Source organism: Pseudocoprococcus catus (assembly GCF_019734885.1).
Taxonomy (GTDB): domain Bacteria; phylum Bacillota; class Clostridia; order Lachnospirales; family Lachnospiraceae; genus Coprococcus_A; species Coprococcus_A catus.
Genome location: NZ_JAAXCM010000018.1, coordinates 23146 through 45135 on the forward strand (window position 1 = coordinate 23146; position 21990 = coordinate 45135).

A 21990-nucleotide genomic window follows, 5' to 3' on the forward strand; every position below is an offset into this window, starting at 1 on the left:
CCGGGCGACGGCAAAAGAAAAAAGCCGCCGTACAGCAGTCCTATCAACACGCCTATATGAAACGGCGGCTTTGAACTTCAGAGCCGCCGTTTCTTTGCGCTTGCACAAACCAATGACGACTTGCAGGGACACGGTAGCCGATTGGAGGTTAATTTACCGTGTCCTTCTTTTTATTTCGCAGTATCCATGATCTGCACCAGCTAAAAAAAGCGTAGCCCCTCCATCGGAGCAGTCCGGCTTTGGATATGAACTATACCATGTAAGCAATCATCTTTATAAAACATTTCTGCGCCCAGCAGGTCCGTTGCGACTTGCTGGGCGCTTTTTGCTGTTTTCTGAGGACAAGCCCGCCTCGAAAAAAATTTTCAAGAAATTTTCAAAAAGGAGGCTTTTAGCGGGTAGCGAGCGGCTTTGCGTTCGCCTTGTTAGCGGAAAGGGAGAAACCCACCTCATTCCCCCAGGAAAGGGGGTGAAAAGATGGATATGATCCCCCGCAATGACTATGGCGAGCGGTGCCAGTTCGATGCTTACTGCAAGCTGGTACTGTACCATGAGGCAATCGACTACCTCCGGGAAATGCAGAGGCGCCGTGACAGGGAACTGTCATTCAGCGACCTTCCGCAAATGGAGATGGACAAGCTCTGCGTTGTAGATCATTACCCCAGTGACAGATTTACATTCTCGTCCCACGGGTATGACCTGCATATCGAAAACGAGCTTGTGGCTGACGCCTTTGCCGGTTTGTCCGTTCAGGAGCAGAGTATTTTGATCCTGCATTTTGTTCTGGACCTGCCGGATCAGGAGGTTGGCCGCCTTGTTGGAATGTCTCGCAGCGCCGTTCAGCGGCGAAGGGCAAAATCATTGACCGAGCTGCGGATCAAGTTGGCCGCACTCATGCCGAAGGGAGGTTGAAGGTATGAAGAACCCCACTTACAAGGGCAAGGAGCTTCTTCCTCTTTCGGTGATTGACGCCGCCCGTGACGGGGACTCTCAGGCTGTGGATCAGGTACTCCGGTATTATGAGGGCTATATCAATAAGCTCTGCACCCGGACGCTTTACGATCCTGACGGCCAGCCCCATGTTCGGGTGGACGAGTACATGAAACGCCGATTGGAGATCAAGCTCATTCATTCCATTGTCAGCATGAGCTGACAAGCCCGGTCTGAAAGCGAAAACAGCTTACCCTTTCCCTGTTTCTCTCTTTCGTGACCGGAGGCAGCACCTTGACAAAGAAAGCCCGTTGGGAGGCCAACGCCGCAGTATAAGGCAAACGGATACATTCCTGTCTGTGTCGAGCCATACGGCCGGTGCGCCACGACCTCCCGCGGGAGCGAGCGATTCATAACGGGCCGCAAAGCAAGCGTGGCAGCTTGTAGGCGATGACACACGGGCAGGGTCAAAGATACTCGCGCATTGAACGCCCACAAAGCATTGTGCGCCGCACCCATCAGCATGGGCCGGGGTTAGACTCCCGTGGAGCTGTGCCAGCAGCCGTCCGTAAGCCTACTTTTCTTTTTTGAAAGTTTATGGATAGATCGTAAACTTTTCAATTAGCAGCAGACAAACATGGAGCAGCACGGTAAAATGATGGTGGAAGTTATATTACCCACACATATTCGTGCTGTTCCTTTTCATAACTGAAAGGGGGTTCTCATGTCTCAAACATGGAACGGCACGAAGAAAGAAACCCCTGAAAGAAGGACGTATACGGTTGACGATATTGCTCAAATTCTGGGCATCGGAAGAACTTCCGCATATATCCTTGTAAAAGAAGGGCACTTCAAAATCGTGCGAATTGGTAACGCCATACGCATTTCCAAGCGGTCATTTGACGAGTGGCTTGACTCCCTCGACCTGTGATCCAAGAAAGGAAGAACGATATGGCATCTATAATCAAGCGAAAGAAAAACTATTCCGTTGTTTACAACTATGTGGATGAAAACGGAGAAACCAAACAGAAGTGGGAAACCTGGCATACCCACAAGGAGGCCTTGAAGCGCAAGGCGGAAATCGAAAATCAGCAGCACACGGGAACTTTTCTACCGCCAAGCAATCAGACGATCACCGAGTTCCTTTATGACTTCGTATCTCTTTACGGAGAAAAGAAATGGGGCGTGTCCATGTATGACAGCCAAACGGCACTGATTGCGAACTATATCAATCCGATCATCGGTGATATGGAGGTACAGGCGGTTACTCCCCGTGCGGTTGACGGTTATATCCAGACCTTGCAGAAAACCAAGTCGGTGTCTACCAAGACCCGAAAGGCCGTTACCACCTATGTCAGCGACAAGACCATTGAAAAGATTATCAAGCTCCTGCGGTGTGCGTTTAAGCAGGCGGTACGCTGGGAAATCATTGCAAGAAATCCCTTTGACAATGTGATCCTCCCTAAAACGGAGTATGCGAAACGGGATATCTGGACGGCGGATATGATCCGTCTTGCCCTGGACAAATGCACGGACAGCAAACTCTATGTAGCAATGAACCTTTCCTTTGCCTGCTCTCTGCGTATGGGTGAAATCCTGGGACTGACCTGGGAGAACGTCCATATTTCCGATGAAGATATTGCGGCGGATAATGCCTATGTCTACATCGACAAGGAGCTGACGAGGGCTTCCAAACGGGCGATTGAAACGCTGGGTGAGAAGGATATCTATTACATCTTCACTCCGCTCATGCCGAACACCAGCACAAGAATTATTCTGAAAAAGCCGAAAACCGATTCCAGCATCCGTAAGGTGTGGCTGCCGAAAACGCTGGCCTACATCCTGCGGGAATGGAAGAAGTCCCAGGACGAGCTGAAAGGCTTCCTGGGCGACGAGTATCAGGACTTCGATCTGGTTGTGGCACTTCCCAATGGACGGCCTTGCGAGGATCGGATCATCCTCAAAGAGTTTGCAAAGCTCCGTGAGGACGCAGGACTGCCGAAGGTGGTCTTTCATTCTCTCCGTCATTCCAGTACAACCTACAAATTAAAACTGAACCACGGCGATCTGAAAGCCACCCAGGGCGATACAGGCCATGCCGAGATCGACATGATAACCAGTATCTATGCTCACATTCTGGACGAGGATAGAAAGGTCAATGCTCAGAAATTCGAGACAGCCTTCTATGCCAAGCCTGATCTTCGCAATGTCCGTCCGCCGGAGGAACCGGCAAAATCGGAGCCTGCGACCTTGGACCTTGAAAGCCTTGTGGAGCAGCTTCAGAAGTCGCCGGAGCTGGCAAGTGCGCTCGCAGCCCTGATAGCAGCGCAAGCCCCGGCAAAGTGATCCGAAAAATCGAATTAGCAAAACGCAGAATTTTCTTAGCAAATTTCTGAAAAGCGTTCGAGTCCAATTAGCAAATATACATCATGCGGCGTATAAGAATCTCCCGGTAACGGAAGTGAAATTACCGGGAGAAGGAGGAACAAAAAACGCTGCAAACCCCGAAAAAAGGCTTGCAGCGGTGCTTTCTGGCGTCCCAGAGAGGATTTGAACCTCCGACCCCACGCTTAGGAGGCGTGTGCTCTATCCAGCTGAGCTACTGAGACATTTATAAGTTTTATGCAATTTTCAAGGCTCGAAGGAATCGAACCATCTGCCGCTTAGGAGGCGTGTGCTCTATCCTGCTGAGCTACTGAGACATTTATAAGTTTTATGCAATTTTCAAGGCTCGAAGGAATCGAACAATCTGCCGCTTAGGAGGCGAGTGCTCTATCCAGCTGAGCTATGACGACACATGCCGCAAACCCTTGATTTTACTGGGTTTCTGGGATTTTTTCCTTCGGCCATATATAAGATTATCAACTCTTTTTCGAGTTGTCAATCTACAGATTTTTCCCCTTTTGGGAATGTCTCGGCTTTCTCTTAGGAGGCACTTGTTTTATCCGCTAAACTAAGAGGACAAACCAGTGCATCTGCTTTTTCGGCGAACACCTCTCAAATATCATACTATTTATAATGTTAAAAGTCAAGTATTCACAAAATATTGAGGGCTTTTGCACGGTTGATGGCCATCACTCTTGACGATACATCCAACTTTCTGTAAATGCTATACACATGTGTTTTGACTGTGGTCAGACGGATATTCATCTTTTCCCCGATCTCCTTATTAGAGTATCCATTTGCAATATACTGAAGTATCAGTACCTCCGTCATTGTGAGAGCTGTTCTTACCTGATCTTTTTCCTCCTGACTTTGTCCATAACGCATTTCTTTTCTGGCTTTTCTCAGCAAAATACTGTGATAACCTTCATAAGAAGCCGTCATTACATTACCATAATAATACTTCTTTTTACGCCCTGCCATAGACAAATTGTCATCCAAGCCTGTCATTTTCCGATAAGCCTCGATCAATCGTACTCCCGTCTGTCCATACTCCGTAAAAATACCTGTATATTTATATTGAATTCCCATTGTCAATGCCTGTGCCGACATCTTCACGGCTTCCTGAGTTTCGCCCTGCTCCCATACCGCAGCCGCCTGTCCAAAAAGGCTGCCGACGCACAGCCACGTTTGGCCGATCAATTCACTGTAAGCTGCCGTACTCTTAAAACATATTCTGGCCCGCTCATACTGCATAACATTCAAATAACCTCTGGCCTGCATAAATTTGATATAAAGATTTGTTGTGTCCACCCATTCATTCTGCAAACTTCTTTCAACTCTCAAATACTCAAGCCATTTGATCAGGGATTCTTTTTCTCCGGTTACCCCCTGCATGACCCTGACGGCTGCCCGTATATTTTTCAAAGCCAGACTATACCCTTTGGCAGTCAAAAATTCCATAACGCTGTGCATAATGGCTTCATACTCTCCACGATGCCGTCCGTTTCTCTGTAGCTTGAAAATAATACCTGCACATCCAAGCCATTCATCTGCTGTGCCGTTCTTCCGATCCACTGACATAAAAATCTCATTCAGCTCTCCTTCAACAGTTTCCTCACCATTTGTCTCAAGCCTGTATTCAATCTCTGCCATCTTAAACAGACGTCTTTCCACTGCACCGAAAATTCGTCGCCAGCAGGCTGTATAATAACCGCCGCCCCATTTATCCTTCAAAAATAAGGCAGACATCTCCTTTATACCAAAACAGATACCCGGACGATTGCCAGCCATAGAATAAAGCCTGATTCTTCCCACAATACTGACATATTTTTCCGCCGTATCTACCCAGTCCAGAATAGAGCACTCCGGATTTTCATACAGTAAATTCAGATAGACTTCTATCCAATCATGCTTTTCTTTTCCTGCCGGCATAAAACGGTACCGTGTATTGATCATACGCATGGTTTCTCTGAAACAAACTCTGTCATCACTTCGAATCTGGGCCAGTCCCCACAGATAATAATACATCGGCCCATCTTCATTCTGCGGTCTGCCTGATGTCTCCATCATCTGACGTAATTCACCAGGTGTTAGTAAACACGAAACTTCCTCTGCATTTTCTGTCAGCAGCATTTTTAGCTTTTCCCATTGTTCCTGCTCATACAATCGTTCAAAGTCTCTCTTTTTATTTTCTTCTATACAGCACATACTCATCCTCACCTATAATCGGTCCATCCTTAAGCCGTTCTATAAAGTCTGCAATATCCTTTCTGGCCGTCCCCTCATCCACTTCATATGTACGCATGACATTACGAAGAAGGCTTTCCTCGGTCTGATCCGTCTTTAACAGCTGCCACAAAAAAGCCTCCGCCTTATTCAAAATAATTAAATGATGAAACCGCAATGCGGTATTTCCCGTTGGTATCATGATATACTCCCCTGCGGCTTCACAGATGACAAATTCCTGGTTTCTCCTCATTTCCTATCATTCATTTCCTTAAAGAACTATATCTTGTTATCTGTATATGCTAAATTTTATCCTCTTTTATTTTCTTTCACAACTATAAATAAAACAGGGAATATGACAGCTTTTAACACTTTCTCTGTCATATTCCCTTTATTTTCAATTCATAATATTATTTTTTGTCACCCACTGTCGAATATGCCCTACTGCATAATAGCTTCTTTCATACTGTGAACGTAGTCAGCAATCGGTTTGACCGCATCACATCCGTATTTTGCGCAAAGCCGTACAATGGCACTGCCCACGATGGCACCATCAGATACAGCTGCCATCTTTGCCGCCTGTTCAGGTGTTGAAATGCCAAAACCAACAGCACATGAAACATCCGGATTGGCTTCTTTCACCAATCGAACCATTGCACCAATATCTGTGGTAATCTCACTTCTGACACCTGTCACTCCCAAGGATGAAACACAGTAAACGAATCCTTTTGCCTCTGCCGCGATCATTTTGATACGATCATGGGATGTCGGCGCGATCATAGAGATCAAATCAAGTCCTGCTGCTTCGCACTGCGGGGCAAATTCCGCCTTTTCTTCATATGGTACATCCGGAAGAATCAGGCCATCAATGCCGACTTCCGCCGCTTTTGTCAAAAATCGCTCTGTACCATAAGAAAATACAACATTGGCATAAGTCATAAATACCATCGGAATCTTTACCTTTTGACGCACCCTACGGACCATATCAAATACTTTGTCTGTGGTCACACCGCCGGATAAAGCCCGAAGATTCCCTTTCTGTATCACAGGTCCCTCTGCTGTCGGGTCAGAAAACGGAATGCCAAGCTCGATTAAATCAGCACCCGACTCTGCCATGGCCTCAATAATTTTTTCTGTTGTTTCAAGATCCGGATCACCGCAGGTGATAAACGGAATAAATGCTTTTCCTCCGGCAAATGCCTCTTTAATCTTACTCATGGATATCCTCCCCTCTGTATCTTGCAATAGCTGCACAATCTTTGTCACCACGTCCTGAAATGTTGATCACAATAATCTGGTCTTTTGACATTGTCGGTGCCAATTTCATGGCATAACTGACGGCATGAGCAGATTCAATGGCCGGAATAATGCCCTCTGTACGGCTCATATATTCAAAAGCTTCCACTGCTTCATCATCTGTCACCGCCACATATTCCGCACGCCCACTGTCATAAAGCATTGCATGCTCCGGTCCGATTCCCGGATAATCCAAACCTGCTGAAATGGAATAAACCGGTGCGATCTGACCGAATTCATCTTGACAAAAATAGGATTTCATGCCATGGAAGATCCCCAGTCTGCCTGTTGCAATGGTAGCTGCTGTCTCCGCAGTATTCACGCCCCGGCCTGCTGCTTCACATCCGATCAGTCTCACCTCTTTATCCTCAATAAAATTGTAAAAAGCACCGATGGCATTGGAACCGCCGCCCACACAGGCCAAAACGGCATCCGGCAGTTTTCCCTCAGCTTCAAGGATCTGTTCTTTGATTTCTTTGGAGATAACTGCCTGAAAATCTCTGACAATCGTCGGAAACGGATGTGGTCCCATTACCGACCCCAATACATAATGGGTATCATCAATTCTGCTGACCCATTCACGGAAAGTTTCTGAAACAGCATCTTTTAATGTCGCTGTACCACTCTCTACCTCATGGACTTTTGCACCGAGAAGCCGCATCTTATAAACGTTCAGTGCCTGCCTGATCGTATCCTCTTTGCCCATATAAATCTCACACTCTAGCCCCATCAATGCGGCTGCTGTAGCTGTTGCCACACCATGCTGTCCGGCACCAGTCTCGGCAATGACACGGGTTTTCCCCATTTTCTTTGCCAGCAGACACTGACCCAGTGCATTATTTACCTTGTGAGCACCTGTGTGGTTCAGATCTTCTCTTTTCAGATAAATTTTGGCGCCGCCCAGATTTTCAGTCATACGCTTTGCATAATAAAGACGTGACGGTCTGCCTGCATAATCATTTAAAAGTGCTGTCAGCTCCTGATTGAATTCAGGATCATTTTTATAAAAATCATAGGCTTTTTCCAGTTCCAGAACCGCATTCATCAATGTTTCCGGAATATACTGTCCGCCGTGAATGCCAAATCTTCCTTTTGTCATTGCTTATTTCCTCCTGCTCTCCCGGCTGCCTGCACAGCAGTCAGAATCTTGTTTCTGTCTTTCTTCTTATCTGTTTCAACACCGCTGGATATGTCGATGCCACACACATCCAATCGATGGATAGCCTCTTCTATATTTTCCGGTGTCATACCGCCGGCGAGAAAAACTTTTCTTCCCTCCATCATTTTTCCTGCATCTTCGATAATAGACCAGTCAAATGTCTCGCCTGTCCCGTAACCATTATCCAGCACCACTGCATCTACACTGCTTGCCATGGCACTTTCGAGATCTTTTCTGCTGCGTATTTTAAAAGCTTTCCATATTGATCTGTCTCTGCATTTCAGCAGTTTCCTGAGCTGCCGAATATACGTCTCATCTTCCTGCCCATGGAGCTGGATCACATCTACAACGCCCTCATTCAAAAGCATTGCCGCTTTTTCGACAGGCTGATCCACGATCACTCCCACCGGAATAATCTCCGGTCTGAGTCCTGTTCGCAATTGTCTGACTCTTTCCACTGTTACATTACGGTGACTTTTGGGAAAATTAATGATAAAACCGCAGTAATCTGGTTTCGCCTCATTGACAGCCGTGATATCCTCTTCCCTGCTTAATCCGCATATTTTTATCAATGCCATTATTCACTCCCATTTCGCATCAGCTTCACTATTATATCCGATCTGCACAGCTGTTGTTTGCTTTAAACATTTAAATTTCCGCAGCAGCTGCTTTCATCGCAGTCAGCATTTCTTTTTGATTCTTTGCTCTCATCAGCACTTCCCCCATCAGCACCGCGTCCGCACCTGCCTGTCTGAGTACTGCCACATCATTGATCTGACTTACACCAGATTCTGCCACATAAACAGCCTCTTTCGGTATCAGATGCCGAAGCTTGACCGCATTGCTGAAATCCACGCTGAAATCCTTTAAATTACGGTTATTCACACCGATCACTTTTGCACCCGCCGATACTGCCATTTTTATCTCTTCTTCATCATGGGTTTCCACCAGTGCATCCATCCCTAATAGACTGCATATTGTCAGAAAGTGTGACAGCCTTTTTCCATCCATCAGTGAACAGATCAACAGCACTGCATCAGCTCCCATGCATTTTGCCTGATAAATCTGATAATCATCCACCGTAAAATCCTTTCGGATCATCGGCAGCTGAATATTTTTTCTGACTTCTTCAAATATGGCGTCTGATCCAAGAAACCATTTTGGTTCTGTCAGACAGGATACACAGTCTGCACCTGCTGCCTGATAATTGGCGGCGATTGTTTTGTAATCAAATACCGGATCGATCAGCCCTTTGGATGGAGATGCCTTCTTTACTTCACATATAAAAGCCATTTCTTTCTTTTTCAGTGCTTGACTGAATCTGAATGTGCCTTTCGGAAGTGCCAGTGCCCGCTCTTTCATCACCGCTTCCGGCACATTTTCTTTATCCTTTGCTGCCCGCTCTTTGGCATAAGCGGCAATTATTTCAAGTATTGTTGCTGCCATATTTCCTTGCTCCCTGCTGTCTTACTGCTTCTTTTTCTGAATCCTTCATTGACAGGACATCCTTAGCGCTTATTTGAAAATTCAACAAATTCTTCTAATTTCTTCATTGCTGCACCGGAATCGATCAGCTGCTGCGCCAGCTTGATGCCCTCGCCGATACTGTCCGCCTTGCCACCGATATAAAGAGCTGCACCTGCATTCATGCAGACCGCATCTCTTTTGGCTCCCTGAATCCGGCCGCTTAAAATACCTTTTGTGATCTCTGCATTTTCTGTAGCCGTACCACCCACCAGTTCATCCTTCGTGCAGCGTTTCAAGCCAAAATCTTCCGGCTGGATCACATAGCTTCTGTAATGACCGTTGTTAATCTCACATACCGTTGTCGGTGCACTCATAGATATTTCATCCAGTTTGTCCTGCCCGTAAACCACCATGCCCCGTTTTACACCAAGGTTTGTCATCACTCTGGATAATGGTTCCACCAGAGATTCATCATAAACACCCATCAGCTCCATGGTTGCACCTGCAGGATTGGATAATGGTCCCAGAAGATTAAAGACAGTTCGGATGCCAAGTTCCTTACGAACCGGTGCCACATACTTCATAGACGCATGATAATTCTGTGCAAACAGAAAGCAGATACCAATACTTTCAAGTAATTTTGTACTCTGTCCCGGAGTAATCATAATGTTGACACCAAGTGCTTCCAGACAATCTGCCGCACCGCTCTTTGACGAAGCCGCCCTGTTGCCGTGCTTTGCCACCGGCACACCGCCTGCTGCAATAACAATGGCTGATGTGGTAGAAATATTGAAGGAATTGGACTGGTCACCGCCAGTGCCGACAATCTCCAGTGCTTCCACATTATGCAGCAGACGAACACCTTTTGCTCTCATAGCTGCTGCACATCCTGTGATTTCTTCAATGGTCTCCCCCTTCATTGCCAGTGCTGTGAGAAAAGCAGCGATCTGTACCTGGGTTGTCTCCCCGCTCATCATCTCATTCATCACCTGTGATGCTTCATCATATGTCAAATTCTGCTTATTTGACAGTTTAATAATCGCCTGTCTGATCATTTATCTTACCTCCAGAAAATTCTTCAAAATTGTCATGCCGTCCGGTGTCATAATGGACTCAGGATGAAACTGAAGTCCGTAAACTGCATATTCTTTATGTCTGACTGCCATGATCTCACCATCTTCTGTCTTCGCTGTGATTTTTAAACAATCCGGCAGTTTTTCTTCCACAGCAGAAAGAGAGTGATACCTTGCCACCGGAATCTGCTCCGGCAGTCCCCGGAATATCCGGCAGTCTCTGTCAATATCCGACACGGACTGCTTGCCGTGCATCAGCTGTTTTGCATAAGAGACTTCACCGCCCAGGGCTTCGCAGATAGCCTGATGCCCGAGACATACACCGAGGATCGGTATCTCTCCTGCCAATTCTCTGACAACTGCTTCACAGATACCGGCATCCTCCGGCCGTCCCGGCCCCGGTGACAGGATAATGTGGCTCGGCTTTAATTGCCGAATGTCTTCAATTTCCAGCGCATCGTTTCTTTCCACCCGGATATTCGGGTCAATGCTTCCCACCAGTTGATACAGGTTGTAAGAAAAACTATCATAATTATCAATCAGCAATATCATAAACTGTCACCTCCCTGAGCTATTTTGAGCGCATCCATCACTGCAGCAGCTTTATTGATACACTCCTGAAATTCATTTTCCGGTACAGAATCAGCCACAATACCGGCCCCGGATCTGACAAATACTTTGCCGTTTTTCTGAAATGCCAGACGAATCGCAATACAGGTATCCAGATTGCCTGTGAAGTCCAGATAACCGACGGCCCCACCGTAAATACCACGCTTATTATCTTCCAGCTCATCAATAATCTCACAGGCCCGAAGCTTCGGTGCCCCGGACAATGTTCCTGCCGGAAGAACCGCATCAACGGCATCCAGTGCTGTCTTGTCCGATCTAATCTGCCCTTTAACCGTTGAGCCGATATGCATCACATGTGAAAACCGCTCAACAGACATATATTTTTCCACTTCTACGGTTCCGAAATCACTGATCTTGCCGATATCATTTCTTCCAAGATCCACCAGCATGTTATGCTCTGCCCGCTCCTTCTCATCTGCCAGAAGTTCTTTCTCAAGTTCCAGATCTTCCTGCTCCGTTTTGCCTCGCTTTCTCGTTCCCGCCAGCGGAAATGTATGCAGCACACCGTCTTCCAGTTTCACCAGCGTCTCCGGCGAAGCTCCCACCATCTCAATATCATCACTTGAAAAATAAAACATATACGGCGATGGATTAGTTGTTCTCAGAACTCTGTAGGCATCCAGCAGGGAACCTGCAAAATCCGCCTCCAGGCGATTGGAAAGTACCACCTGGAAAATGTCCCCCTCTTTGATGTAATGCTTTGCCTTTTTCACCATCTCGCAGTAAGCTTCTTTGTCAAACAGCGGTCTGAAATCACTTGTGAGTCTTCCCTGCTTCGATGGCTGCGGCTTTCCGGAGCGAATCAGCTCTGTCATATTTTTCAGTTCTAAAACTGCTTTGTTATACTCTCTGTCTATATCCTCAGTTTTCGCATTGACGATACATACAATTTTCTGTCGATAATTGTCAAAAGCAATGACCTTGTCAAACAGCATCAGATCCACATCTTTGAAATTCTCCTCATCCTTTGCCTGAAGCTTCAGGGAAGGCTCCGCATAACAGATATAGTCATAAGCAAAATAACCGACCAGTCCTCCTGTAAAAGGCGGAAGATGTTCAAGCTTCGGACTCCTATAATCCGCCAATATTTTCTTGATCATTTTGCCTGGATGACTAATATCCATTTCGATGGTCGTTCCGTTCTTAATCGTCATCTTTCCCTTAACGCAGGCCAGTTCCAGCTTCGGATCATAGCCCAGAAATGTATAACGTCCCCATTTTTCATTATCCTCTATTGATTCCAGCATATAAATGTGTCTGCTGATATTCTTCAGAATCCGAAGCACCTCGATCGGTGTCTTTACATCCGAAAAGATCTCACAGCTGATGGGAATCACTTTATAATCGCCTTCTGCTGCTATTTTCTTTGCCTCATCCAATGTCAGATTGATCATTCTTCCTGTCCTCCTTGTTGAAATACATTCCGGTGCAATAATTCCTATGCATAAAAAATCCCCGGCAATGTAAATAAATACATTGCCAGGGACGATTGGAATTCACTTATATCGCGGTGCCACCCTGCTTCACAGAATAGAAAGATCCTGTGCGCTCGTTAAAGAAGTACTAACATACTCCCGACAATTAACGCCTGCCCCGCGTCATAGAATACTTGAACAGCTCTGCTGCCTTTCACTATGCCCTCAGTGGTCCATTTGCCTATCTGCGTTCGGCCCGGCTCTCATCCTCCCGGACTCTCTGTGCGTGCACAATAAACGTTATCTCCACATCATCGGTTTAATTGGTTAAATTATTCTCTGACTATTACTATAACTGCTATGGAAATTTCTGTCAAGAATTTTTTCAAAAACCCTTGTCTTTTTATTTGAGTGCATCCTTCAGTTCTTCTTTGGATGTCACGCCTACCATACGTTTCACTTCCTGACCATTCTTAAATACGATCAGTGTCGGAATGCTGACAACACGGAACTGGCGGGCCAGCTCCATCTGTTCATCCACATTAACTTTGCCGATCTGAACATCCGGTACCTCCTCTTCAAGCTCATGAAGAATCGGTGCCATCATCTGACACGGGCCGCACCATACAGCCCAGAAATCTACCAGTACCGTTTTGTCGGATTTTGTAATCTCTGCCTGAAAATTTTCTGTTGCTAAATCTATGATTGCCATAATAAGTACCTCCTGAAAATAAGACTCATCTGAAAGTCTCAAGTTAAAATACGATATCACATGTTCAGTATAGCAGACCTTCAGGCAGAATGAAATATCTGATTTCATGAAGTTTCTTTACTTTTGCTGATCCAACCGCTATACTTATTCTTGCAGGTTAAATCAAAAACAAAAAGTAACACGATATAAAGGACTGTGATGAATTTGAATCAGACAAATGTCTCCAATGAGCTTGCCACTGCACCGGTGGGAAAGCTCCTTTTTAAACTGGCGGTACCAACAGTCATCGCCCAATTTGTGAATCTTCTCTACAATATTGTGGACCGAATTTACATCGGCCATATGCCCGGAACCGGAAGCGCCGCTTTAACCGGTATCGGTCTTTGTTTCCCGATTATTTATCTCATTTCTGCATTTTCCGCACTGATCGGTCAAGGCGGTGCCCCAAGAGCTGCCATCTACATGGGACAGAATAAACATACAGAAGCCAATCGGATCATGAATAACTGTTTTGTTGTTCTCATCCTTGAAGCCGTTGTTCTGACTGTTTTTTTCTGGTTTTTCGGAGAACAGCTTCTCTGGCTTTTCGGGTGCAGTGAACAAACCATTGTCTATGCTTTGCCTTATATGCAAATCTATGTTTCCGGATCAATTTTTGTTATGCTGGCCCTGGGTATGAATCTTTTTATTACCACTCAGGGATTTACCCGCTTCAGTATGACATCTGTCCTGATCGGTGCCGGTGCCAATATTATTCTGGATCCGATTTTTATCTACGGACTGCATATGGGCGTCCGCGGTGCCGCTCTGGCAACAATTATTTCACAAGGATTATCCTGCATCTGGATCCTGAAATTCCTCACCGGCACAAAAACACGTTTAAGATTGAAACAATCGGATATGCAGCTTGACAAAAGAATCGTTATTCCCTGTCTCGGACTCGGACTTGGTCCCTTTGTCATGCAGGCCACGGATGCTTTGCTGAATATTGCATTTAACTCTTCTCTTCAGCATTACGGCGGAGATATTGCTGTCGGATGTATGACGATTTCCAGTACCATTCAGCAGATGGTGTGGATTCCCGTACAGGGTATCGGTCAGGGGGCACAGCCCATCATCAGTTATAATTACGGTGCCGGCAATGCCGACAGAATCCGCAAGGCTTTCAAATGCATGCTGACCATTTCCATGACTGCACTGACTGTTTTCTGGCTTATGGTCCAGCTGTCGCCTACAACATTTATCCGTATATTCAGCAATTCTGAAGAAATTATTGCAACTGCAGGATGGACACTGCGTGTTTATATGGCTGTTTTCTGCATGTTTAGTATTCAGATGTCCGTTCAACAGACATTTACGGCCCTTGGCAAAGCCAAAGCTTCCCTTTTTATTGCCTGCCTTAGAAAAATTATCTTACTGATTCCGCTGATATTTATACTGCCGCATTTCTTTGACAACAAAGTATTTGCTGTTTTTCTTGCAGAACCTGTATCAGACTCCATCTCCATTACCGCGTCCATCATTACCTTCAAAATTGTGTTCGGACGCACAATGTGTCAGTTAGATAAATCTGTTTGACAGAACTAAACAAAAATAGGCTGCCATGCTATTTTCAGCATGACAGCTTATTCTATTTCATCTTGTTGCTTAATAATATCTATAATTTTCAGAATCTTCTTTTTATCTGCCGGTGAACATTCTGCTAATCGACCAAGAATTTCTTCATCCAGCAGCTCATTCATATCTTCTTGTCCCATCAGATACCCGGATGTAACTCCCAAAGCCTTTGCCAAACGAAATGTAATCAGGACACCGACATTTTTTATCCTGTTATTCTCAATTTTACTCAGATAATTGATGCTGATTTCAGCCATCTCCGCCAGTTTTTCCTGTGTCAGTCCCCTTTCTTTTCTCAAGGCACGTACTTTTACCCCTATATTATCAAATTTCATCTACAAATCAGTCCTTTTTTATAATAAGACCATTGTATATTTTTCATTTAGATATTATAATCAACTATAATACATATTTTCTTTTATTATATTACATATTTGAACTAAGGAGGGTTACATATGTATCATAATCACAAAGATCGCTCTCATGTATCTGAATTATCCGCTTCCATCCATGAAAACCACTTTGATTCTGTCCCAATCGAGTACGTGCCTTACAGTGAAGAGGAAATGGCTCTGCTTCAACTTCTTGCCAAACGTCAGGAAGAAGAATTTATGACACTTGAAAATTAACTTTAACTATGAGCAACACGCTCCGCGAGTTTCTCAAGTTATCGCAGCCTCTACACTCCGTTTCGGTCGTTGCTAAGCGCCACTGGCGCTTAGCAACGCCAAGGTCTCGTGCAAGTACGGACTTTGGCTCGTTGCTCGCGTAAATAAAAAATGCTGAAGAACTGTCAACAACAGCCTTCAGCATTTTATAGTTAATCATCAAACTTGCGAGATGATCTTCCCTCTGTTATACGTAGTCCAAATGCCCCTGCAACCATATATTGCCGCGGAATCTTCTTCCTTCTGCCGGTTCTCCCAAAAGATCTTCTGCATTCATGCACAGATCAATCAGAATATCATTGCATTCAATCAGCATTTGATATAATTTCTCACCTGTTAATTGATTATAAACTTCTTCTACACTCAAAATATCACCCATCACCGAATATTGGTCACAGGCAATACCATACGGCATAAAATAGGACTCCACAATTGTGAGAACATCCTCGGATTTGACACGTTTTGAAATCGAGGTATACATATCAATATCCTCAATTGTCAAGTTCTCCAGTGCATCCTGATCCCCCTGTCTGGCAGCAGCAATCATGCCATTGCGGGATTCACTCTCACGAAGACGCTTCAATCGCTCCGAATCGTTCTTCATTACAGGCAGAATGACCTTTCCGGAAATAGACAATGCCGACAATCTCACCGATACTGATGAAATCTTGCGCTCCTTCGGATCCATATCCGCATAATCCATCAGATGATTCATATGGAAAATCAGAGATACACCCAAATTCACCACATCACAAAGACCGTCATACTCTTCTCTCTCAGAAATCTTCTCAACACTGATATCATCTGTAAGAGAAATCTGATGACCTGTATAATGCGGAAAATAGTACTCATAACTGAACATGCCATGTTCATCTACTTCACCGCGTACCGTAATCCCGGCATTTGATACAAAATCACGGCACTTCTCCGCATACGGCAGACCACCGCCGCAGCTGGACGCAAACTCACTGTCAGGGCTTCCCATGACCATATCAAGCAGCCGCTGCAAATCTCTTTTATGTTGAACCTTACTAAAACCTACCGCTCTCAAATAATCATGCATATCATCACCTGCAAATGACCTTTATTTTGTGATGACTTCAATGCCGCCAAGATATTTTCTCAGCACTTCAGGTACAACGATAGAACCGTCTTTCAGCTGATTCTGTTCAACCAGTGCAGGAAGTACACGAGATGTAGCCAGACCTGAGCCGTTCAGAGTATGCATGAACTGGATAGATCGGTCAGCTCTTCTAACACGCATGTTGCCTCTTCTTGCCTGATAATCTCTTGCATTGGATACGGAAGATACCTCTTTGTAACCATTCATAGATGGGATAGAAATCTCGATATCATATGTTCTTGCCATAGATGCAGAACAGTCACCTGCTGCCAGTTTAACAGTTCTGAAATGGAAACCAAGTCCTTTAACCAGATTCTCAGCTTTTGTCACAAGTTCTTCAAAAGCTTCATCTGATTTCTCAGGCAGTGTATACTGGAACATCTCTACCTTGTTGAACTGATGTCCTCTGACCATGCCTCTTTCATCCGCTCTGTAAGAACCTGCTTCTCTTCTGAAACATGGTGTATAAGAGAAAAACTTCTTAGGAAGATCAGCCTCTGTCAGGATCTCATCTCTGTAAACAGATGCCAGAGCAGCTTCAGCTGTAGGCAGCATATAATGAATTCTGCCTTCATCCGTCGGATTGGCGATCTTATAAACTTCATCTGCAAACTTAGGGAACTGACCTGCTGTCAGACCACACTGATATTCAAGCATGTAAGGAGGCATGATCATCTCATATCCATCAGCCAGATGTGTATCAATGAAGTAATTCAGTAATGCCCATTCAAGACGTGCACCCATGCCTTTGTAGATCCAGAAACCATTACCGGCCAGTTTAACACCGCGCTCATAATCGATCAGACCAAGATTGGTACAAAGATCCACATGGTTCTTTGGTTCAAAGTCAAATTTCTTAGGCTCACCAAAGTAACGCAGAGGCTGGTTGTTCTCTTTGCCGCCCGGTAAAAGATCATCATCCGGCATATTCGGCAGACAATACAGATCCTGCTGATACTCATTCATAACTTCTCTCAGCTGTCCGTCCAGTTCGGAAATCTTAGCTTTGATCTCACCCATTTCCTTGAAGATAGCAGTTGTATCTTCTCCTGCCTTCTTCAGTGCAGGAATCTGTTTGCTCACTTTATTCTGTTCAGCTTTCAGTGCTTCTGTCTGCTGAAGGAGTGTTCTTCTCTGTTCGTCTAATTCAAGAATACGGTCGATCAATTCATCGCAGTCAACCTCTTTTGCCTTCAAACCGGCTTTAATCTTATCCGGATTCTCTCTGATTAATTTAATATCAAGCATCTTCGTCACCTCATCATCACTTACCGCCGGACGGCGGATCCATTCAATCTTATCGAGCATTAATTATACCATTGTAAAAATACTTTTTCAATACTTATGCCCGCCCTTTCTTTATCAGCATACGCTTTTTCGCGGCCGCATATACTGTGAAAGAATATCTGTTCAGTTATTTTGTTCCTGTAGAACCGAAACCGCCGGTGCCGCGCTCTGTTTCATCCAGCTCATCTCTTTCAACAAATTCTGCTGTCAGAAATGGTGTAATGACCATCTGGGCAATACGTTCACCGTTATCAATTTCTGCAGGCTGTGCAGAATGATTGTGCAAAGCAACCATAATCTCACCTCTGTAATCGGCATCTATCACACCGACCTTATTGGCCGGGGCCAGGCCTTTTTTGGTAGCAAGGCCGCTTCGTGCATAGATCAGACCGGCATAACCCTCCGGAACAGCCACACTGATACCCGTATGCACCAGATAGGTTTCTCCCGGTGCAATTGTCACCGGACCATCCATACAGGCATACAGATCCGCTCCGGCTGAAAAAGCAGTTCCATAAGTCGGGATCACCGCTCTATCGTCTAGTTTCTTTATATTCACCTGCTGCTTCATTGCTGCATCCTCCTGATTTTAATTTTCTTTTATTTCAACATGGACATATTCCTTTGGCTCCCAGAGAACAATATGGCCTGTCTTTAATGAAGACGGTACTTCTATAATTCTCTGGTTAGATGAGCCCTTAAACTGCAGACTCGGGCTCTTAAGCGCCTCTTTAAATTCTCCATCCACAAGGATATCTATATAGGACAGCATTTCTTTTGTTTCTTCCCACTGCTCAGTCATTCTCCCGAGAATATCTTTTTCAAAATCATAACCTGTATAACACCAGATATTCTTCTCCGGGAATCGGGCTTTTACTTTTCTTAAAAGCGGAAGAATTCCCTGCTGGTTCACATGCTCAAATGGTTCTCCTCCAAGCAGACTTAAACCGGCAATATAAGCCTTGTCCAGATAATTCAGAACCTGTTCCTCTGTCTCCTCAGTAAAAGGTTTTCCATAATGGAAATTCCATGTTTCCTCGTTAAAGCAACCTTTGCAGTGATGCGTACATCCGCTGACAAAAAGTGACACACGTACACCCTTGCCATTGGCCACATCGCAGTATTTAATATCTGCGTAATTCAAATTCATCAACCCTCTGTTCAATCAATATATTTATTCAGACTTCACTTACGCAAGGCCCGGTTAAAATTCCGTGTCTGCTGTTCAGACACATATCCTTATCATTATATTGGAAAATATCATGAACCGCAAGCAAATTTACGGATTACATTTCTTGCATGGGTCATATCCCTGTGCAATCAGGTCATCTCTGGAGCCCGTAAATTCCTGTTTATTTGAGTTCTTCATCTGCTTGACACTGGAACAGGAAGGATAATGAAACTTCTTTGTATTGGTATTCAATATGTACTCTGTTCCCGTACTTGCCGGTGCTGTTGTCTCTGCTTCATAAGCTTCTGTCTGCACAGCTGCATCATGATGTGCATCTTCCTGATGCTCATCCTCATGCTTTGTCACCTGACTGCTGCCTGTATTGCTGCCGTTTGAACTGCCTTCCCCGGAAAGCCAGCTGTCTCCGGTTGCATAATCAATAGTAATTCCCGGCTGGACATTATATGCATAAACACAGAAGCAGATGCCGTCACCCTCATCCTCAACAGAATAACCTTCCATTAAAACACCATCTGCCACCAGATTATCACCTGTAAAAATCGGCGTTACTCTGTAAAGAACATGGTTATTTGTTTCCTTGACGTAGTCGGCAACCATATTTTCAAAAGGCAGCATGCCATCTACATTCAGATAACGTGTGCCGGTGATCAGATTCTGTTTGTTGGCATTCTCTGCCGTCAGCTGATATCCAATCAAATGGCATCGGTTATATAAAGATTTTCCATCCACATTATCATATTTGACAGAATGCCATCCTGTCGGCTTCACTTCACTGATGCTGCCTCGTTTTTCCGTTGGCATTGTCTCAAGACAAACATTGGCATAAGCTGTACCGCAGCGTCCCAGTGCATCCAGTTCACTATAATTCTCAAATGCCTCTGTTGTCAGATCGTCTGCTGTAAAATAAGGCTCATTGTTATTGACTGCTATATAAGGATCACCGGAATAATCCGGTACATCTGCAGGCTCAAAGTCTGACGGACTGTCTGTGCTTGTCTGTTTCTCCGTATCATCCGCCTGTGTTTGTTCTGCTGTACTCTCATTCTTATCAGTCTCAACAATCTCTGTATGATATTCTGCCGCAGCATTCCCGGTCTGTAATGTCTGAGCAGTGTCTCTCGAGCCGCATCCCGCCAACATACACAGACACAAAATCATCGTCAGAAAATAACGGACACTCTGTTTCATCTTATGATGTTTACTCATTTTTCATAAACCTCCATTGTAATTTTTTCGTGGGAAAATCCCACAAATTCCTCTTCCTGTACTTTTGTCATCTTTTCCGGATCAATATCCAGATACTGATCTGCCGGATATACACGGTTCCACTTAAAGATGATCAGTTTTTTTATTTCATTTTCATACGCCTTCAAAGGCTCCTTTTCAACAAAGCAAAAATCTCCTCCTGAAGCTTCCTCAAGATAGTTTTCCGAAACAACAATCCTGTCATCTTCTGAAAATAACTTGGCAGAATAAGCACTCATATACACTTGATGGCCTTCACTCAGCCTCATGACATACTCACATAATACCCTATCACGGCTTTGTCTCCGTTTATTAAACATCATGCCGCCATTGTCATCCACGCAAACAATTACCTGCATCCCCGTACACCTCCGTCATTTTTTCCCTGAAAATCACATGCCATAAGTATACAATAATATCTAACTTTTGGCTACATTAACCCACCATCTAAAGCCAGTGGGATTGCAGCAGCCTTATTTCAAATGTAAGGAAATAGCGGGTATTGGGTTGCAATTAGATTATAATGGCTTGTACACCAAATTGTTATTTGAACCGCCTTCCAGAGCATTGGATGTATTATATTATCAGCTGGAACAGATGAAGTATATCATTCCTGTTCTTGAAACACACAAAATCCCATTGATTAGCTACAACAGCTCAATACAAGACATATAATCATATATTCGATAAAGAGATTACCTTTAAAATGAATCACTGCTTATAGGCCAAAAGACGGCTATCACAGTTTTGCCTGCGATAGCCGTCTTTTATCTCTTTTTTCAAGTTTCCCTTTACCAATACATTTTTAAAGAAAAACTGTTTTGCCTATATTATTCTGTACCCATTCAAGATATTCCCGTTTTGGTATACGATAAGTGTTCCCTATCTTAATTTTAGGAAAAGAGTCAATTTTTATAAGCTGGTATACCCTGTTTCTCCCGAGCTACAAATGTTCTTGAACATCTTTAATTGTCAGTAACTTTTCCATATCATCCATATTTGTGCCTTTTTGCATTATATGCTGACTAACAATACCCTTCATATTTATTTTAGCATATATTACGGCTCGCGTATTGAACTTATCGTTCAATTTTGAATGCACAGTTCATAGTAAAAAATAAAAGGCATTTTTACTAACCTGCCAGTCAGTAGTCTTATTGTACTCTGAGGTATTTTCAATTTTCAACGTCTAAGCTTTTTATTATACAGGAAGCTCCATCTTGTAGTAATTTACTCTAATTGTAGATGGAAAAAGATTAGGGTGCAATCCGCATCATTATTTGGTGCTTACACGCCGAGTATCAGCGGATCAAAGAACTATATAAAATCTATAGATTGCTAAAAAGCTAATCTCCTATATTACACAAAATGTAAATATAATTTTTTTGACATTTTCAGAAATGCATGCTAATATAATTATATAAAAAGAGTGCTACCGATAGACGGTTAGTCCAATAAAGTGAATTTCAAAAATAACCGCTTAGTTTATGATCTGACCCCAAAAAGTTAGACAAATTTGAGAGCTAAGCTACAAGGGATTGAATCCTGTATTGTACAGGACTCAG

The 21990-nt window shown here is 44.3% G+C and carries 23 protein-coding genes and 1 tRNA gene; 6 read left to right on the forward strand and 18 right to left on the reverse strand.

The genetic code is table 11. From position 1 onward, the window contains the following. The first annotated feature begins 477 nt into the window (after positions 1 to 477). From HED67_RS01870 to HED67_RS01885, 4 genes are all read left to right on the forward strand, one after another. A complete protein-coding gene (locus tag HED67_RS01870) occupies positions 478 to 912 on the forward strand; it encodes a sigma-70 family RNA polymerase sigma factor (protein WP_005541445.1) in 435 nt (144 codons plus the stop codon). 4 nt (positions 913 to 916) lie between these two features. Then, the gene (locus HED67_RS01875; protein WP_117579798.1) at positions 917 to 1153 is read left to right on the forward strand and encodes a helix-turn-helix domain-containing protein; all 237 of its coding nucleotides are present in this window, start codon (positions 917 to 919) and stop codon (positions 1151 to 1153) included. Positions 1154 to 1654: 501 nt separating this feature from the next. Then, positions 1655 to 1861 (forward strand): helix-turn-helix domain-containing protein, encoded by a 207-nt coding sequence (locus HED67_RS01880; RefSeq protein WP_005541444.1) that lies wholly within the window; start codon positions 1655 to 1657, stop codon positions 1859 to 1861. Positions 1862 to 1881: 20 nt separating this feature from the next. Then, positions 1882 to 3276 (forward strand): site-specific integrase, encoded by a 1395-nt coding sequence (locus tag HED67_RS01885; protein ID WP_172680789.1) that lies wholly within the window; start codon positions 1882 to 1884, stop codon positions 3274 to 3276. Between the two features lie 186 nt (positions 3277 to 3462). Here HED67_RS01885 and HED67_RS01890 read toward each other — a convergent pair. From HED67_RS01890 to trxA, 11 genes are all read right to left on the reverse strand, one after another. Continuing rightward, a tRNA-Arg gene (locus HED67_RS01890) sits at positions 3463 to 3539 on the reverse strand. Between the two features lie 427 nt (positions 3540 to 3966). Beyond that, a complete protein-coding gene (locus tag HED67_RS16980; RefSeq protein WP_246612074.1) occupies positions 3967 to 5523 on the reverse strand; it encodes a helix-turn-helix transcriptional regulator in 1557 nt (518 codons plus the stop codon). After that, positions 5501 to 5794 carry a PqqD family protein gene (locus HED67_RS01900; protein WP_215633360.1) on the reverse strand — a complete coding sequence of 98 codons (294 nt, stop codon included), beginning with the start codon at positions 5792 to 5794 and terminating at the stop codon, positions 5501 to 5503. Before HED67_RS01900 ends, HED67_RS16980 begins: the two co-directional genes overlap by 23 nt. A 188-nt stretch (positions 5795 to 5982) precedes the next feature. Continuing rightward, the gene (gene trpA / locus HED67_RS01905) at positions 5983 to 6759 is read right to left on the reverse strand and encodes a tryptophan synthase subunit alpha (RefSeq protein WP_221717360.1); all 777 of its coding nucleotides are present in this window, start codon (positions 6757 to 6759) and stop codon (positions 5983 to 5985) included. Then, positions 6752 to 7936 (reverse strand): tryptophan synthase subunit beta, encoded by a 1185-nt coding sequence (trpB, locus tag HED67_RS01910; RefSeq protein ID WP_215633358.1) that lies wholly within the window; start codon positions 7934 to 7936, stop codon positions 6752 to 6754. Before trpB ends, trpA begins: the two co-directional genes overlap by 8 nt. After that, positions 7933 to 8574 carry a phosphoribosylanthranilate isomerase gene (locus HED67_RS01915; protein ID WP_215633357.1) on the reverse strand — a complete coding sequence of 214 codons (642 nt, stop codon included), beginning with the start codon at positions 8572 to 8574 and terminating at the stop codon, positions 7933 to 7935. The genes trpB and HED67_RS01915 overlap by 4 nt, the downstream gene beginning before the upstream one ends. Before the next feature lie 70 nt (positions 8575 to 8644). Beyond that, on the reverse strand, positions 8645 to 9442 hold the full coding sequence (gene trpC / locus HED67_RS01920; protein ID WP_221717361.1) for an indole-3-glycerol phosphate synthase TrpC: 798 nt from the start codon (positions 9440 to 9442) through the stop codon (positions 8645 to 8647). 62 nt (positions 9443 to 9504) lie between these two features. Further along, positions 9505 to 10518, reverse strand: coding sequence for an anthranilate phosphoribosyltransferase (gene trpD, locus HED67_RS01925; RefSeq protein WP_221717362.1), 1014 nt, complete (start codon positions 10516 to 10518; stop codon positions 9505 to 9507). Continuing rightward, positions 10519 to 11088 (reverse strand): anthranilate synthase component II, encoded by a 570-nt coding sequence (locus tag HED67_RS01930; protein WP_221717363.1) that lies wholly within the window; start codon positions 11086 to 11088, stop codon positions 10519 to 10521. It abuts the gene before it with no gap. Next, positions 11085 to 12560 (reverse strand): anthranilate synthase component I, encoded by a 1476-nt coding sequence (gene trpE, locus HED67_RS01935; RefSeq protein ID WP_221717364.1) that lies wholly within the window; start codon positions 12558 to 12560, stop codon positions 11085 to 11087. The genes HED67_RS01930 and trpE overlap by 4 nt, the downstream gene beginning before the upstream one ends. Positions 12561 to 12984: 424 nt before the next feature. Beyond that, positions 12985 to 13293 (reverse strand): thioredoxin, encoded by a 309-nt coding sequence (trxA, locus tag HED67_RS01940; RefSeq protein WP_221717365.1) that lies wholly within the window; start codon positions 13291 to 13293, stop codon positions 12985 to 12987. 198 nt (positions 13294 to 13491) lie between these two features. On the opposite strand from trxA, the gene HED67_RS01945 reads away from it, so the two are divergent. Further along, entirely contained in the window at positions 13492 to 14871 is a 1380-nt protein-coding gene (locus HED67_RS01945; protein ID WP_215633354.1) for an MATE family efflux transporter, read from the forward strand. 47 nt (positions 14872 to 14918) lie between these two features. Here HED67_RS01945 and HED67_RS01950 read toward each other — a convergent pair whose 3' ends face one another. Further along, positions 14919 to 15245, reverse strand: a complete 327-nt coding sequence (locus HED67_RS01950; RefSeq protein ID WP_178441853.1) for a helix-turn-helix domain-containing protein — start codon at positions 15243 to 15245, stop codon at positions 14919 to 14921. A 120-nt stretch (positions 15246 to 15365) separates the two neighbouring features. Between HED67_RS01950 and HED67_RS01955 the strand changes: the two genes are divergently transcribed. Further along, positions 15366 to 15539 (forward strand): hypothetical protein, encoded by a 174-nt coding sequence (locus HED67_RS01955; protein ID WP_178441854.1) that lies wholly within the window; start codon positions 15366 to 15368, stop codon positions 15537 to 15539. Between the two features lie 226 nt (positions 15540 to 15765). On the opposite strand, the gene HED67_RS01960 is transcribed toward HED67_RS01955, so the two are convergent. The 6 genes from HED67_RS01960 to HED67_RS01985 all read right to left on the reverse strand — a co-directional run bounded on the left by HED67_RS01960 (position 15766) and on the right by HED67_RS01985 (position 20784). After that, positions 15766 to 16641 carry a DUF3881 family protein gene (locus HED67_RS01960; RefSeq protein ID WP_221717366.1) on the reverse strand — a complete coding sequence of 292 codons (876 nt, stop codon included), beginning with the start codon at positions 16639 to 16641 and terminating at the stop codon, positions 15766 to 15768. A gap of 21 nt (positions 16642 to 16662) precedes the next feature. Beyond that, positions 16663 to 18009 (reverse strand): serine--tRNA ligase, encoded by a 1347-nt coding sequence (gene serS, locus HED67_RS01965; RefSeq protein ID WP_330656617.1) that lies wholly within the window; start codon positions 18007 to 18009, stop codon positions 16663 to 16665. A gap of 106 nt (positions 18010 to 18115) precedes the next feature. After that, the gene (dut, locus tag HED67_RS01970) at positions 18116 to 18559 is read right to left on the reverse strand and encodes a dUTP diphosphatase (protein ID WP_178441856.1); all 444 of its coding nucleotides are present in this window, start codon (positions 18557 to 18559) and stop codon (positions 18116 to 18118) included. 18 nt (positions 18560 to 18577) lie between these two features. Further along, positions 18578 to 19132: an anaerobic ribonucleoside-triphosphate reductase activating protein gene (gene nrdG / locus HED67_RS01975; protein WP_221717370.1), complete on the reverse strand. Its 555-nt coding sequence runs from the start codon at positions 19130 to 19132 to the stop codon at positions 18578 to 18580. 135 nt (positions 19133 to 19267) lie between these two features. Continuing rightward, complete coding sequence (locus tag HED67_RS01980) at positions 19268 to 20386, reverse strand: DNA/RNA non-specific endonuclease (RefSeq protein WP_246612076.1); 1119 nt, start codon at positions 20384 to 20386, stop codon at positions 19268 to 19270. Further along, on the reverse strand, positions 20383 to 20784 hold the full coding sequence (locus HED67_RS01985) for a hypothetical protein (RefSeq protein WP_221717367.1): 402 nt from the start codon (positions 20782 to 20784) through the stop codon (positions 20383 to 20385). Before HED67_RS01985 ends, HED67_RS01980 begins: the two co-directional genes overlap by 4 nt. Between the last annotated feature and the right edge of the window lie 1206 nt (positions 20785 to 21990).